Source organism: Pseudomonas sp. JZ114 (assembly GCF_051027705.1).
Classification (GTDB): Bacteria; Pseudomonadota; Gammaproteobacteria; order Pseudomonadales; family Pseudomonadaceae; genus Chryseomonas; species Chryseomonas luteola.
The window spans coordinates 1,842,354-1,855,173 of the sequence record NZ_CP069256.1 but is presented as its reverse complement, the minus strand read 5'-3'; the positions used below and the strand labels follow the sequence as shown (position 1 = coordinate 1,855,173).

The window sequence follows — 12,820 nt, the reverse complement described above, 5'->3', positions numbered from 1 at the left end:
TTCGTGGTCTGCTTGCGCCTGATTTCAGGTGTCGCCACGCGGTTCGTGGCGGTGAAACGGGAAGCCGGTTCAAGTCCGGCACTGCCCCCGCAACGGTACGTGAGTGTAGATCGATATCCACTGTGCTCGGCTGTAGAGCATGGGAAGGCCGATCTTGCAGGCGTTGGAGCCCCTTGCTCCACCCCCTTCACAAGTCCGGAGACCGGCCTGATTGACGATTGAGCAACCCGCGGTGGGCGGGCGCAGCTGAATGGCGTGGCGCGCAAGCGACCGCGCCTTCGTGCGTTCCCTCATCCTCGCCACACTCCTAGGAGGGAATCCATGAATAGCCAATCCCTGTCTCATGTGCCTACGGCATCCGGCACCCTGACTCAACGCCTGACTGCCGCCGCCCTGGCGTGCGTGTTGGGAGCAGGCCTGGTCTTTCTAGCCGGCTTCTCACACATCGACGCCCTTCATAATGGCGCTCATGACACCCGTCATAGTGAAGGCTTCCCCTGCCATTGAGGCTGTGACATGTACAAACGGATTGCCTTTACAGCCGGCTTTGCCGGACTACTGGCGGCACTGCTCCTGAGCGTACTGCAGAATCTTTGGATCACGCCGCTGATCCTGGAAGCCGAAACCTATGAGGTAGCGGGTGAAGCGCACGCGCATGCCGCTGACACACCTGCTCACCACCATGACGACGAGGCCTGGGCGCCTGAAGACGGCTGGCAACGAACGCTTTCGACACTCGGCGGCAACCTGGTCGTTGCGGTTGGATTCAGCCTGATATTGGCAGGCCTGTTTACGCTACGAGCCCCGCGCCACGCCTGGCATGGCTTGCTTTGGGGCGCTACCGGCTATCTGACCTTTTGTCTTGCGCCCTCCCTGGGGCTGCCACCGGAACTGCCCGGCACCGCAGCGGCTGAACTGACCGCACGGCAAGGCTGGTGGATCGGCACCGCGGCTGCCACAGCCTGCGCCCTGGCCCTGCTATTTTTCACCCGCCATAGGGTGTTGCGTCTGGCCGCATTGGCCCTTTTTGCGCTGCCCCATATAATTGGCGCACCACAACCTGCCGAACAGGCAAGCCTGGCCCCTGAATCCCTGCAGCAACATTTCCAGTTGGCAGCACTTGTCTCCAATGCCGTTTTCTGGATTGTGCTGGGCTGGCTGAGCGCCTGGTTCTACACCCGTGATACAGCTGAGAACACCTGATGACATTAAGTAACAGCGCACCCGCCATTCTCGTCGTGGGGCATGGCACTCGCAGCAGGCCGGGCGTCGAAGAGTTCTTCCGCCTCGCCGAACACCTCAAGAGCCGCTTTCCGGATCGTCTGTGCACCACAGGCTTTCTCGAATTCGCCCGCCCGACCATTGCTGAAGGCCTTAACAAGCTGATCGCAGAAGGTGCTCGCAACATTACCGCCATTCCTGGCATGCTGATGGCCGCCGGCCATGCCAAGAACGACATTCCCAGCGAACTCAACGAGTTCATGGCCGCGAACCCGGAAGTCAAGATCACCTACGGAGTGGAACTGGGCGTCAACGCCAAGATGATGCGCGCTGCACGCGATCGTATCGAGGCGGCCGAAGCGCAGTTTGGCGATGATTACCGTCGCGATGAAACCCTCCTGGTCGTTGTCGGGCGAGGCGCGTCCGATGCTGACGCCAACTCCAACATCACCAAGATCACGCGCTTTCTGTGGGAAGGCATGGGCTTCGCCTGGGCCGAGACCTGCTATTCCGGCGTAACCAAGCCGCTGGTAGCCGACGCGCTGCCTGTCGTGCATCGCCTGGGCTACCGCAATGTCATCGTATTCCCCTACTTCCTTTTCACAGGACGCCTGATCGATCGCATCTATGCAGACGTAGATGCCTATGCCGAGGCGCATCCTGAAGTACGGGTTGTCAAGGCCGGTTATCTCAACGACCATCCCCTGGTCATCGAGGCGTTGGTGGACAAACTCCATGAAACCGAGGAAGGCACTGGCAACATGAACTGCCAGCTTTGTCATTACCGCGAGCAGATCATCGGCTTCGAAGACCGTGTCGGTGCTCCCCAGTTCGGACACCACCACCATGTGCGCGGTATTGGCACCGATGCCGATCATGACCACCACCATCATCACCATCATGGTCATCACCACCACCACCACGATCATGACCACAGTCATGATCATGCTCTGTCACCTGCCCAGGCAGCGCCGCTCAAAGGTGTTCAGAAACTGACCCCGGCGGATTGATTGCATGCCCTTCGATTATCAGCGCGACCCGGAGGCCATCGAGCGTCAGTCCTTTGAGCAGATCAGGACATTGACCGACCTCAGCCGCTTCGACCCTGACCAGGCGCAGATTGCCATGCGCCTGGTGCATACCTGTGGCGAACCGGAGATTGTGGAAGCGCTGCACTTCAGCCCACATGCCATGGAAGCCGGTCTTGCCGCCGTGGAGGCGCAGGCCTCTATCCTCTGTGATGTCGAAATGGTCAGGCACGGCCTGACCCGACGCCTGTTCGGTGAACGTCCCTTATGCTTTCTGAATGACGAGCGCGTCCCGGCACTGGCAAAAGCAACGGGTGAAACGCGCAGCATGGTGGCGCTGTCGCTGTGGGAGCCCTATCTGCCCGGCAGCATTGTAGTCATTGGCAACGCCCCGACAGCCCTGTTCAGACTGCTTGAGCACTTGGAATCGGGTGGCCCCAGGCCCGCCCTTGTCATCGGGATGCCGGTTGGCTTCATTGGTGCAGCAGAATCCAAGGATGCGCTCATGGCTCATGGGCAAGCACTCGGCATCGAGTGGATAGCACTCAGTGGCCGACGGGGCGGCAGCGCGTTGGCCGCCGCTACGCTCAATGCACTGGCACGTGTGCAGCAAGGGATACGCTGGTGAGCGAACGAACCTGGAATGGCCCTACGCTGGAGGTCATCGGCCTTGGGCTCGCAGGCGAAGCCCTTTCGGCCGAAGCGCGGCAGGCACTGGACTCGGCTGAGCTGGTCATTGGTGCACCGCGTCATTTCGAAGCGCTCGAGCAGCAAGGCCTCGATGTTCCTCGCCGAGCCTATTTTCCAAGCCCGTTTTCAGCGCTCTGGTCGCTTCTGGCAGAACATTCCGGTCAGCGCATCGTCCTGCTTGCCTCTGGCGACCCGCTTTTTTATGGCCTTGGCGGACATCTGCGCAAGCACCTCACCGCTGAAAAGCTTCGCTTTTATCCGGCAGTGTCCAGTATCCAGGCCGCCTTTGCCCGGATCGGCCAACCCTGGCAAGAGGCTGAAGTGGTCAGCCTGCATGGTCGTCCCCTTTCCAGTCTGCGCGCCACCCTGAAGGTCAACCGCTGGTTTGCAACGCTCACCGATGCCCATAGCCATCCTGCCGCGATCGCAGACGAGCTGGTTGCCGGAGGCTTTGGTGATTCCACCGTTTGGGTAGCAGAAAACCTGGGTACCCATGAGGAACGTGTGTCCACTCATACGGCCAGCCTTCTCAGTGAGTCGACTGAAGTCTTTTCTCCCTTGAACGTCGTGATCTTCAGGACTCAAGGTGCAGGTGGCGTACTGCCTGAATTCCCGGGCATCGCCGACGCCGCGTTCAGCACAGACGGTGACGAGGCAGGCAGAGGTCTGCTGACCAAGCGCGAGGTAAGGCTGTGTGCTCTTTCGCTGCTTGAGCCCCGTGCAGGTGATATCGGCTGGGATATTGGTGCAGGGTGTGGTGGCGTAGCGGTGGAATGGGCCCGATGGAACCCTTATGGGCAGGTTCATGCCCTGGAGTATCACGCCGAGCGACTCACCCATCTAGCTACGAACCGTGACCGCTTCGGCGTCGTCAAGAATCTGCATATTCATGAAGGCCGTGCGCCTGAGCATATCGCTAAACTGCCATCGCCGACCGTCGTATTTGTAGGCGGTGGCGGCCGTGATCTGGCTGCGATTCTTGAAGCATGCTGGGCTCGACTCCCGTCAGGAGGACGCCTGATTGCCAGTGCCGTCACCGAGGATGCGCGTATGGCTTTGCATGGCTTTTCACAAATTGAGCCTGCCCAGGACGACGAATGGATCCAGTTGGCCGTTTCCAGAGGCGACCGTCTCGCCGGTCAACGCCTCATGCGCCCGCACCTGCCTGTACTTCTTTTCAAGCGAATCAAACCATGACTGGTACACTTTATGGCATCGGTGTCGGCCCCGGCGACCCCGAACTGCTTACCTTCAAGGCTGCCCGCCTGATCCGGCAGTGTCCGGTAGTAGCCTATATTGCCAATCAGCAAGGTGCCTCCCAGGCGCGGGTCATCGCCCAGGAACATCTGATCGATCAGCTGGAGCTGCCTATCTACATGCCGTTCGAGCGTCAGCGCGATGCGGCGCTCTCTGTCTATGATCAAGCTGCTGCCAATATTGCCCATCGGCTTGAGCGTGGGCAGGACGTGGCGGTTCTATGCGAAGGCGACCCTCTACTGTTCGGCAGCTTCATCTATCTACATGATCGGCTGGGCGAGCGGTTTCCCTGCCAGATTGTGCCGGGCATCAGTTCGATCATGGCCGCCGCCGCTGCAGCGCGTCACCCGCTGACGCGACTCGAACAAAGCCTGCGCATCCTGCCCGCTACTGCCGGCCCGGAGCGGCTGGCCAGCGCCCTGCATGAGCCCGGACCGCTCGTGATCATGAAACCCGGCCGCCAGTATGGTGAAATCCTGCGCTTGCTGCGACGTACCGGACGTGACGCTGATAGCGTTTATGTCGAATACGCCAGCCGTGACACACAGCGGATCATCCGATGTCATGAAGCGATGCCTGATGGAGAACAAGGCCCCTACTTTGCCTTGTTCCTAATCGGGGCACAGCCATGCTGACCATCGTCAGTCTGACGGATGCCGGTGCTGCGCTCGCTCAACGCTTGCAGTTACTGGATCGAAGTGCCGAGTGGCTGCATCGTCCTCAGCCTTTTATCGAAATCGTACAGCAACGCTTCCAGGCCGGACATCGGCTGGCATTGATCTGCGCCAGCGGTATCGCCGTACGCACCCTGGCGCCAGTGTTGCAAGACAAGTACCGCGACCCGCCGGTGCTGGTGTTGGATGAAGCCGGTCGGTTCATCATTCCCCTGCTGTCCGGCCATGAAGGCGGCGCCAACGCCTGGGCGCAGGAATGGTCGGAGCAGCTGCAGGCTCAATGCGTTATCACCAGTGCCCGGCGCTACACCCGTCCTCTCTACATTGCTGGCCTGGGATGCGAGCGAGGCTGCCCGGAATCAGTTCTGCATACACTGATGACAGAAACCCTGGCTGCCCATTCGCTGACCGTAGCCGACATCAATGGCTTCGCCAGCATCGCATTGAAACACGACGAAGTCGGCATGCTGGCATTGGCTGAAACATTAAATGTACCTATTCGGTTTTTCGAAACCGACACGCTCAACCGGTACGAAAACCAGCTCACTCAACGCTCCGCTATCGTTTTTCGCGAAACGGGCTGCTATGGCGTGGCAGAGGCAGCGGCCCTTGCAATGGCCGAGCAGGTAACGGGCGGCCCGGCCGAGCTGATCATTCCCAAACACAAGAACGCCCGTGCGACCTTTGCTCTTGCACGCGCCTATCAGGATCCTTCATGACTGGACGTTTAGTTATCATCGGTACCGGCCCAGGCGGGCTGGAGCACTTGAGCCCCGCTGCCAGCCGCGCGCTGGAAGGCGCTACAGACCTGGTTGCCTACCCGCTCTACGTCGACCTGCTCGGCGAGATCGTGGCCGGCAAGGCACGTCACGATAGCCCGCTGGGTGATGAAATCGGCCGTGCCCGCCGCTCCCTGGAGCTGGCCGCCGAAGGCCGAAGCGTGGCGCTGATTTCCAGTGGAGATGCAGGCATCTATGCCATGGCGACTCTGGTGTTCGAGCTACTGGAGCACGAGGCGCTGCCCGCCTGGCACGAGGTGGAGATTGCCGTAGTGCCCGGCATTTCAGCCCTGCAAGCCTGCGCCAGCCGTGTGGGCGCCCCACTTGCCCACGATTTCTGCACCATCTCGCTTTCAGACTTGCTCACTCCTTGGGAAACCATCGAGACACGCATCCGTGCGGCAGGCCTGGGAGATTTTGTGGTGGCCTTCTACAACCCGGTCTCCCAAAAGCGTACCTGGCAGTTGGCACGTGCCCGTGAGCTGTTACTGGAAAAACGCCCAGCAGACACGCCTGTCATTATCGGTCGCAACGTCACCCGGGCAACAGAGCAGATCACTATCACTACACTAGGCGAACTGGACCCAGCTCAGGTCGATATGCTGACTATTGTGCTGGTGGGCAACAGCGAAACCCGCCGAGTTGGCCAATGGGTATACACGCCCCGCGGCTATGCTAAAAAACTGGGAGCCGATGCATGACGGTTTATTTCATCGGCGCCGGTCCTGGCGACCCTGAGCTGATCACCATCAAAGGCCAGCGACTGATTCACAGCTGCCCGGTCATTCTCTATGCAGGCTCTCTGGTCCCCGAGGCTGTTCTCCAAGGCAACACAGCCGAACAAGTCATCAATACTGCCGAGCTTCATCTGGCGGAAATCATGACGCTGATCGAAGCTGCCCATGCCAAGGGCCAGGATGTAGCACGCGTGCATTCAGGCGACCCGTCACTCTATGGCGCAATTGGCGAACAGATTCGCCGTTTACGTGAGCTGGACATTCCTTTCGAAGTGATACCGGGCGTCACAGCCACGTCTGCGTGCGCTGCCTTGCTCGGTACAGAGCTGACACTTCCGGATATCTCTCAAACCATTATTCTCACGCGCTATGCAGGCAAGACAGCTATGCCCGAAGGTGAGCAACTGCCGGACCTTGCTCGGCATGGCGCAACCCTTGCCATACACCTGGGAATCAACCGACTGCACAAGATTGTCGAGGACCTGATCCCGCACTATGGCGCCGATTGCCCGGTGGCTGTGGTGCACCGAGCTACCTGGCCGGATCAGGACTGGGTAATGGGTACGCTGGAAGACATCCTGGCTAAGGTTCGGGCCAAAGGCTTCCACCGCACGGCGCTGATTCTTGTCGGGCGTGTGCTGGCACCAGATGATTTTTCCGAATCCTTTCTTTACCGGGAGGACAAGGCTCATGTATATCGTCCGGCATACAAGCGCCGCAAGAAAGCCAGCGAGGAGCCGCCTGCATGAGACCGTTCACCTGCCCGTTCGTCCATTCCAAACCTGACGCACTCATGTCAGTGGTGGGCTGAAGGACGACTCAACGCCCATGCGCGAGGAATCTCCCGAGCGTAAAGGTCCGCTGCGCAGCGGCTTTACAACAGGCAGCTGCGCCACGGCCACAAGCCTGGCAGCGGCACGCCTGCTCTTGCGTGGCGAAACCTGTGATGCCTTGACCATCGACCTGCCCAAGGGCGGGAAAACCCTTCTGCTCCGCATCGAGCATTGCGAGCGTAGTGCTACGGGTGCCACCGCCTCGATCATCAAGGATGCTGGAGATGACCCGGACGTTACCCATGGCGCACGGGTTTTCGCTCAGGTCGAGCTGACAGCCGAACCCGGTATTACCTTTCTAGCAGGTCCTGGTGTTGGCACAGTAACCCGACCAGGTCTGGTACTGGAGGTTGGTGAACCCGCGATCAACCCGGTACCCCGGCAGATGATGCGCCACCATCTGGAGCGGCTCGCCCTTGAGGCTGGCTACCCTGGCGGGTTCCAAGTGACTATCGGCGTTGAAAGCGGTGAGGTATTGGCGCAAAAGACCATGAATGCCCGCCTGGGCATCCTGGGAGGGCTGTCGATTCTGGGTACCAGCGGCATCGTTCGTCCCTTTTCCTGCGCAGCCTATATCGCCTCAATTCAGCAGGCTATTGATGTTGCCCACGCCAACGGGGAGTCTCACCTGGCTGCGTGTACCGGCAATGCCAGCGAGGCGGCCATGCGGACCCACTTCGGCCTGCCTGAAATTGCCTTGATCGAGATGGGAGATTTTGTCGGCGCAGTCTTAAAACACACCAAGCGCGTGTCGGTGCCACGATTGTCTCTCTGTGGCGGTTTTGGCAAGATCAGCAAATTGGCAGCCGGACACATGGATCTCCACAGCCGTAGCTCCAGCATAGACCTGCCCTGGCTGGCTGAGCAGGCGGCAGCTCTCGGCGCAGGCGCCTCCCTGCAAGCGGCTATTGCTTCCTGCACTACCAGTCAACAGGCGCTCAAGCTTTCCCATGAGGCCGGTTTCCTCCTGGCTGACCATATCTGCCGACTCGCCCACAATGTGGCGCTCAGTAAACTGCCCGATGCCACGGCACTGGACGTTTTTGCCATCGACCGCGCCGGCAATCTGATGGGAAGCGCGTCTTGAAGAAAATTCTGCTGCTGGGCGGCACTCGCGAGGGTCTGCGCCTTGCCTACCAGCTTCCCGCCGATGCCATCTATAGCCTGGCTGGCCTGGGTCAGATACCCGATGACTTACCCTGCCGCTGCCACGTGGGTGGCTTTGGCGGTATCGATGGGCTGGTTCGTTTCATTCATGAACAACGAATTGATTTGCTGCTCGATCTGACCCATCCGTACGCTGAACAGATCAGCCGACATGCTCAGAAAGCCGCTAGACAAACAGGTATCCCATACTGGGTGCTGCATCGTCCGGCCTGGCATCCTTGCGCGGGTGATGAGTGGCGGGAATGGCATCACTGGCCCGAGCTGACGGCCCAGCTTTATCCCTTTGCCCGAGTCCTGATGGCGCTCGGGCGAGAGCCGCTAACCCATATCGATGAGATACCCCGTCACCAGCGCTGGTGGGTTCGCTGCCTGGTCACTTCGGAGCAGAGTCGTTCCAACGTTACGCTCCTGAACGCACGAGGACCATTCCGGATAAAAGACGAATACACCTTGTTGAAAGATCAAGAGATCGAGGTGATTGTATGCAAGAACAGCGGCAGCAGCGCCACCGAGGCTAAACTGATCGCTGCGCGCGACTTGAAAATCCCTGTCCTGATGCGTGCTCGCCCCCCATTACCACAGGCCGACCAGACATTTACTGCAATCGATTCCCTGATGACGGCGCTAGGCCTAGGCCGGTAGTCAGGACTGGGCAATATCTGCATCGGCAACAGGCGCGTCTTCGCCTCGGGCCCGTACATGAATCGCTGCAAAGGGCTCGTTCTGTACCAATTCGATCAGCGATTCCTTTACCAACTCCAAGATAGCCATGAATGTCACCACCACACCTAAACGGCCTTCTTCGACGGTAAACAAGGCAATAAAGGGTACGAACTGCCCCCCCTTGAGGCGTTCGAGCACATCGCTCATGCGCTCACGAGTCGATAAGACTTCCCGTGATACCTGATGGCTCTCGAAGAGATCCGCCCGCCGCATAACCTCACTCATGGCCAGCATCAGCTCGTTCAGCCCCACATCCGGCAGGAGTTTGCGCGCCTTGGCGTCAGGTGCCGGTAAAGTGGGTACGGTAATGTCACGCCCTACCCGAGGCAAAGTATCTATATCCTCAGCAGCTTTTTTGAAGCGCTCGTACTCCTGCAACCGGCGAATCAATTCAGCTCGAGGGTCATCCTCTTCCTCTTCCACCTCCGAAGAGCGAGGCAGCAACATGCGCGACTTGATCTCCGCCAGCATGGCTGCCATGACCAGATACTCTGCAGCAAGCTCCAGACGAACCGATTTCATGAGTTCGACATAACCCATGTACTGCCGCGTGATCTCAGCCACTGGAATATCGAGAATATCGATATTCTGTTTGCGGATCAGGTAAAGCAGCAGGTCAAGCGGTCCCTCAAAGGCTTCGAGGAAGACCTCCAGCGCATCTGGCGGGATATACAAGTCCTGTGGCAGCTCGGTAAAAGCCTGCCCGTAAACCAGCGGTACTGCCGCCTCTATGCGTGCCGAAGGCTCGTTCACGTCAGGACTGCCTGGCTCGCTCATGCACGCTCACGCTCAAACGGCTCTGGATCACCAGCACCAACACGTAGAACTTCCGGCTCGCTGTCGGTCAGGCTGACCACCGTAGAGGGCTCAAGTCCCCCCATTCCACCATCAATGATCAGGTCAACGAGATGGTCCAGCTGGTCTCTCATCTCATAAGGGTCGGATAGCGACTCTTTCTCGCCGGGCATGATAAGGCTGACACTCATCAGCGGCTCCCCCAGCTCTTCCAGAAGCGCCTGAGTGATGGGATGCTCGGGCACCCGCACACCAATGGTACGTCGCTTGGGATGCAGCAGAATGCGTGGCACCTCACGGGTGGCGTTGAGAATAAAGGTATAAGGTCCTGGCGTATGCGCCTTGATCAGTCGAAAGGTGCTCGTGTCGACCTTGGCATACAAACCAAGCTCGGAAAGATCGCGGCATACCAGAGTGAAGTTGTGCTTATCGTCCAGCTGGCGAATTCGCCGGATGCGTTCTACGGCATTTTTCTCACCGATCCGACAGCCCAATGCATAAGACGAGTCGGTGGGATAAGCGATCACGCCGCCGCTTTGAATGATATCCACGGCTTGACGGATCAGCCTCGGCTGGGGATTTTGCGGATGTATCTCGATGTACTGGCTCACGTTGGCTCCTGACTGGCTGGGTAGATGGCATGGCCGAATCGTGCCCACAGCGGAGGCAGGTCTTCAGGGACCGGACGGTACATGCCCAGGTCAGACCAGTCACTCGGTGTATGGAAATCACTTCCGGCACTAACCATCAGACCGAACTCACGCGCCAGAATTGCCAACATGCCAACCTGTTCGGCCGGCTGGACTCCATTGACCACTTCCAGGGCATGCCCGCCGGCCATAATGAAGTCACCGATCAGCTTGCGCCGTTTAGTCCGTGTAAAGTCATAAGCCAATGGATGAGCCAGACTGATCCACGCCTTGGCCGCACGCAGGGTTGTGACTGTTTCCTCCAAGGTCGGCCAGTGCTGCTTGACATCACCGATCTTGCCTCCGCCCAGCCATTTGCGGAATGCTTCGCCCCTGTCCTTCACATAACCTGCCTGCACTAGAAACTCAGCGAAATGAGGGCGGGAAGGCGCATTACGGCTATCACCCAGCGCCTGCTGAATAGCCTGAGCGCCTTCAAGCGCCCCCGGCATGCCTTTGGCAGCCAAACGTCGATCAATTTCTTCGGCCCGCGCCCAACGCCCCGTGTAAAGGGCCTCCAGTGCCTGCTTCAGGTCTGGAGAGTCGCTGTCAAAGCCGTAGCCCAATACATGGATGGTTGCGCCGCCCCAGGTACAGGAGAGCTCAACGCCTGTCAGTAACGTCAATCCCAGCTTATCGGCCGTCTGTCGCGCCTCGGCAAATCCTTCCAGGGTATCATGATCGGTCAGGGCCAGTAACCGAACGCCCCGCTCATAGGCGCGTGCAACCACCTCGGCCGGGGCCAATGTCCCATCGGAAGCCGTACTGTGGCAGTGCAGATCGACACGCATCCTGGTTCCTCGTCTTGATTCGTCTGTTATTATGCCCGGATGTCTTGGCTCCGGCTGCTTAAATGAAACAACTTATCGATTTCATCCCCCTGCTTCTGTTCTTCATCGTCTTCAAGCTTGAACCTCGAACCGTCGAGTTCGCAGGTCATGCCTTCTCACTGGGCGGCATCTTTAGTGCAACAGCGGTTCTGATCATTGCGTCAGTCATCGTCTATGGCATCCTTTTCATCCAGCAGCGACGTCTGGAGAAAGGCCAATGGCTGACGCTGGTGGCCTGTCTGGTGTTTGGTGGCATGACCCTGGCGTTCCACAGCGAAACTTTCCTGAAATGGAAAGCGCCTGTGGTCAACTGGCTGTTTGCCCTGGCCTTCATCGGCAGTCATTTCATTGGTGATAAACCGCTGATCGAGCGGATGCTGGGCCATGCCATGACCCTGCCCCATGCGATCTGGGTACGCCTCAACATTGCCTGGATCATCTTCTTCTTGGTCTGCGGCTTTGCCAATTTGTTCGTCGCCTTTACGTTCGAGAGCATCTGGGTGGACTTCAAGGTGTTTGGCAGCCTGGGCATGACACTGCTCTTCATGATTGGTCAGGGCATTTACCTGTCCAAGCATCTGCATGACAGCGACTCCAAGAAATCCTAGAACCGCTGAAGTCTTCATACAGCTGCCGGCCTGTCATACGTCGGTAGCCTGCTTCCGGTTCCCGACGAGCCTAACGTAATGAGCCAAATTCTTCTGATCGATGACGATCGTGAGCTTTGCGATCTGCTAAGTGCCTGGTTGCAGCAGGAAGGATTCGAAGTGCGCGCCAGCCACGATGGCGTGACTGCACGCCAGGAACTGGCTGCCCACACCCCTTCTGCAGTGGTACTCGACGTCATGCTGCCTGATGGAAGTGGTCTGGAGCTGCTCAAGCAGCTACGCAGCGACTACCCCGAGCTACCTGTCGTGATGCTGTCCGGCCGTGGCGAACCCCTGGATCGCATCCTGGGCCTGGAGCTGGGCGCGGATGACTATCTGGCCAAACCCTGCGACCCGCGAGAGCTGACTGCGCGCCTGCGCGCCGTTCTACGCCGCAGCCACCCGGCGCAGCCCGCAGCCCGTTTACAGCTGGGCGATCTGTCATTGAGCGTTGCCCGAGGCGTCGCCAACATCGGCGAGCACGAGGTCAACCTGACACTTACCGAGAGCCGCATTCTGGAAGCCCTGCTTCGCCAACCCAGTGACCCTCTGGATAAACAGGCTCTGGCCCAGATTGCCCTGGGACGTAAGCTTACGCTTTACGATCGCAGCCTCGACATGCATGTCAGCAATCTGCGCAAGAAACTGGGTGCCCATGCGGATGGCAGACCCCGCATCATGGCCATTAGAGGCCGCGGCTATTACTACAGTGAATAGCCGGCACGGTACTGACACAGTTTACTGACTGCG

General features: G+C 59.0%; 16 protein-coding genes and 1 riboswitch. Of the genes, 13 read left to right on the top strand and 3 right to left on the bottom strand.

The genetic code is table 11. The annotated features are described in order from the left end of the window. The first annotated feature begins 9 nt into the window (after positions 1 to 9). Positions 10 to 225, top strand: a riboswitch (cobalamin riboswitch). A 96-nt stretch (positions 226 to 321) separates the two neighbouring features. The 11 genes from JQR90_RS08660 (at position 322) to JQR90_RS08610 (ending at position 9,028) form a co-directional block, all read left to right on the top strand. Beyond that, complete coding sequence (locus JQR90_RS08660) at positions 322 to 507, top strand: CbtB domain-containing protein (RefSeq protein ID WP_019365051.1); 186 nt, start codon at positions 322 to 324, stop codon at positions 505 to 507. A gap of 9 nt (positions 508 to 516) precedes the next feature. After that, a complete protein-coding gene (locus JQR90_RS08655; protein ID WP_434140734.1) occupies positions 517 to 1,203 on the top strand; it encodes a CbtA family protein in 687 nt (228 codons plus the stop codon). Beyond that, the gene (locus JQR90_RS08650) at positions 1,203 to 2,231 is read left to right on the top strand and encodes a sirohydrochlorin chelatase (RefSeq protein ID WP_434140733.1); all 1,029 of its coding nucleotides are present in this window, start codon (positions 1,203 to 1,205) and stop codon (positions 2,229 to 2,231) included. The genes JQR90_RS08655 and JQR90_RS08650 overlap by 1 nt, the downstream gene beginning before the upstream one ends. 4 nt (positions 2,232 to 2,235) lie before the next feature. Then, positions 2,236 to 2,877 carry a precorrin-8X methylmutase gene (locus tag JQR90_RS08645; protein WP_150347560.1) on the top strand — a complete coding sequence of 214 codons (642 nt, stop codon included), beginning with the start codon at positions 2,236 to 2,238 and terminating at the stop codon, positions 2,875 to 2,877. Then, positions 2,874 to 4,136: a precorrin-6y C5,15-methyltransferase (decarboxylating) subunit CbiE gene (gene cbiE / locus JQR90_RS08640; protein ID WP_434140732.1), complete on the top strand. Its 1,263-nt coding sequence runs from the start codon at positions 2,874 to 2,876 to the stop codon at positions 4,134 to 4,136. Before JQR90_RS08645 ends, cbiE begins: the two co-directional genes overlap by 4 nt. Continuing rightward, positions 4,133 to 4,831: a precorrin-2 C(20)-methyltransferase gene (cobI, locus tag JQR90_RS08635; RefSeq protein ID WP_434140731.1), complete on the top strand. Its 699-nt coding sequence runs from the start codon at positions 4,133 to 4,135 to the stop codon at positions 4,829 to 4,831. The genes cbiE and cobI overlap by 4 nt, the downstream gene beginning before the upstream one ends. Next, entirely contained in the window at positions 4,825 to 5,589 is a 765-nt protein-coding gene (locus tag JQR90_RS08630) for a cobalamin biosynthesis protein (RefSeq protein ID WP_434140730.1), read from the top strand. The genes cobI and JQR90_RS08630 overlap by 7 nt, the downstream gene beginning before the upstream one ends. Further along, positions 5,586 to 6,350 (top strand): precorrin-3B C(17)-methyltransferase, encoded by a 765-nt coding sequence (cobJ, locus tag JQR90_RS08625; protein WP_125887982.1) that lies wholly within the window; start codon positions 5,586 to 5,588, stop codon positions 6,348 to 6,350. The genes JQR90_RS08630 and cobJ overlap by 4 nt, the downstream gene beginning before the upstream one ends. Next, complete coding sequence (cobM, locus tag JQR90_RS08620) at positions 6,347 to 7,135, top strand: precorrin-4 C(11)-methyltransferase (RefSeq protein WP_074825396.1); 789 nt, start codon at positions 6,347 to 6,349, stop codon at positions 7,133 to 7,135. The genes cobJ and cobM overlap by 4 nt, the downstream gene beginning before the upstream one ends. A 79-nt stretch (positions 7,136 to 7,214) precedes the next feature. Beyond that, positions 7,215 to 8,306, top strand: coding sequence for a cobalt-precorrin-5B (C(1))-methyltransferase (locus JQR90_RS08615; RefSeq protein WP_434140729.1), 1,092 nt, complete (start codon positions 7,215 to 7,217; stop codon positions 8,304 to 8,306). Next, the gene (locus JQR90_RS08610; RefSeq protein ID WP_434140728.1) at positions 8,303 to 9,028 is read left to right on the top strand and encodes a cobalt-precorrin-6A reductase; all 726 of its coding nucleotides are present in this window, start codon (positions 8,303 to 8,305) and stop codon (positions 9,026 to 9,028) included. Before JQR90_RS08615 ends, JQR90_RS08610 begins: the two co-directional genes overlap by 4 nt. On the opposite strand, the gene JQR90_RS08605 is transcribed toward JQR90_RS08610, so the two are convergent. The 3 genes from JQR90_RS08605 to JQR90_RS08595 all read right to left on the bottom strand — a co-directional run bounded on the left by JQR90_RS08605 (position 9,029) and on the right by JQR90_RS08595 (position 11,384). Then, entirely contained in the window at positions 9,029 to 9,763 is a 735-nt protein-coding gene (locus JQR90_RS08605) for a segregation and condensation protein A (RefSeq protein WP_167517283.1), read from the bottom strand. A gap of 119 nt (positions 9,764 to 9,882) precedes the next feature. Then, on the bottom strand, positions 9,883 to 10,515 hold the full coding sequence (locus tag JQR90_RS08600; RefSeq protein ID WP_010798039.1) for an L-threonylcarbamoyladenylate synthase: 633 nt from the start codon (positions 10,513 to 10,515) through the stop codon (positions 9,883 to 9,885). After that, complete coding sequence (locus JQR90_RS08595; RefSeq protein WP_010798038.1) at positions 10,512 to 11,384, bottom strand: PHP domain-containing protein; 873 nt, start codon at positions 11,382 to 11,384, stop codon at positions 10,512 to 10,514. Before JQR90_RS08595 ends, JQR90_RS08600 begins: the two co-directional genes overlap by 4 nt. A 62-nt stretch (positions 11,385 to 11,446) precedes the next feature. Between JQR90_RS08595 and JQR90_RS08590 the strand changes: the two genes are divergently transcribed. Beyond that, positions 11,447 to 12,031, top strand: a complete 585-nt coding sequence (locus JQR90_RS08590; protein ID WP_150347566.1) for a septation protein A — start codon at positions 11,447 to 11,449, stop codon at positions 12,029 to 12,031. Positions 12,032 to 12,109: 78 nt separating this feature from the next. Beyond that, positions 12,110 to 12,787, top strand: a complete 678-nt coding sequence (locus JQR90_RS08585) for a response regulator transcription factor (protein WP_010798036.1) — start codon at positions 12,110 to 12,112, stop codon at positions 12,785 to 12,787. The last annotated feature ends 33 nt before the right edge of the window (positions 12,788 to 12,820 follow it).

Bases quoted from the DNA above. Each gene is read 5' to 3' on its own strand.
- JQR90_RS08660 (WP_019365051.1), top strand. From the start codon at position 322: ATGAATAGCCAATCCCTGTCTCATGTGCCTACGGCATCCGGCACCCTG.
- JQR90_RS08595 (WP_010798038.1), bottom strand. From the start codon at position 11,384: ATGCGTGTCGATCTGCACTGCCACAGTACGGCTTCCGATGGGACATTG.
- JQR90_RS08645 (WP_150347560.1), top strand. From the start codon at position 2,236: ATGCCCTTCGATTATCAGCGCGACCCGGAGGCCATCGAGCGTCAGTCC.
- JQR90_RS08630 (WP_434140730.1), top strand. From the start codon at position 4,825: ATGCTGACCATCGTCAGTCTGACGGATGCCGGTGCTGCGCTCGCTCAA.
- JQR90_RS08650 (WP_434140733.1), top strand. From the start codon at position 1,203: ATGACATTAAGTAACAGCGCACCCGCCATTCTCGTCGTGGGGCATGGC.
- JQR90_RS08585 (WP_010798036.1), top strand. From the start codon at position 12,110: ATGAGCCAAATTCTTCTGATCGATGACGATCGTGAGCTTTGCGATCTG.
- cobI (WP_434140731.1), top strand. From the start codon at position 4,133: ATGACTGGTACACTTTATGGCATCGGTGTCGGCCCCGGCGACCCCGAA.
- JQR90_RS08615 (WP_434140729.1), top strand. From the start codon at position 7,215: ATGCGCGAGGAATCTCCCGAGCGTAAAGGTCCGCTGCGCAGCGGCTTT.
- cobJ (WP_125887982.1), top strand. From the start codon at position 5,586: ATGACTGGACGTTTAGTTATCATCGGTACCGGCCCAGGCGGGCTGGAG.
- JQR90_RS08655 (WP_434140734.1), top strand. From the start codon at position 517: ATGTACAAACGGATTGCCTTTACAGCCGGCTTTGCCGGACTACTGGCG.
- cobM (WP_074825396.1), top strand. From the start codon at position 6,347: ATGACGGTTTATTTCATCGGCGCCGGTCCTGGCGACCCTGAGCTGATC.
- JQR90_RS08590 (WP_150347566.1), top strand. From the start codon at position 11,447: ATGAAACAACTTATCGATTTCATCCCCCTGCTTCTGTTCTTCATCGTC.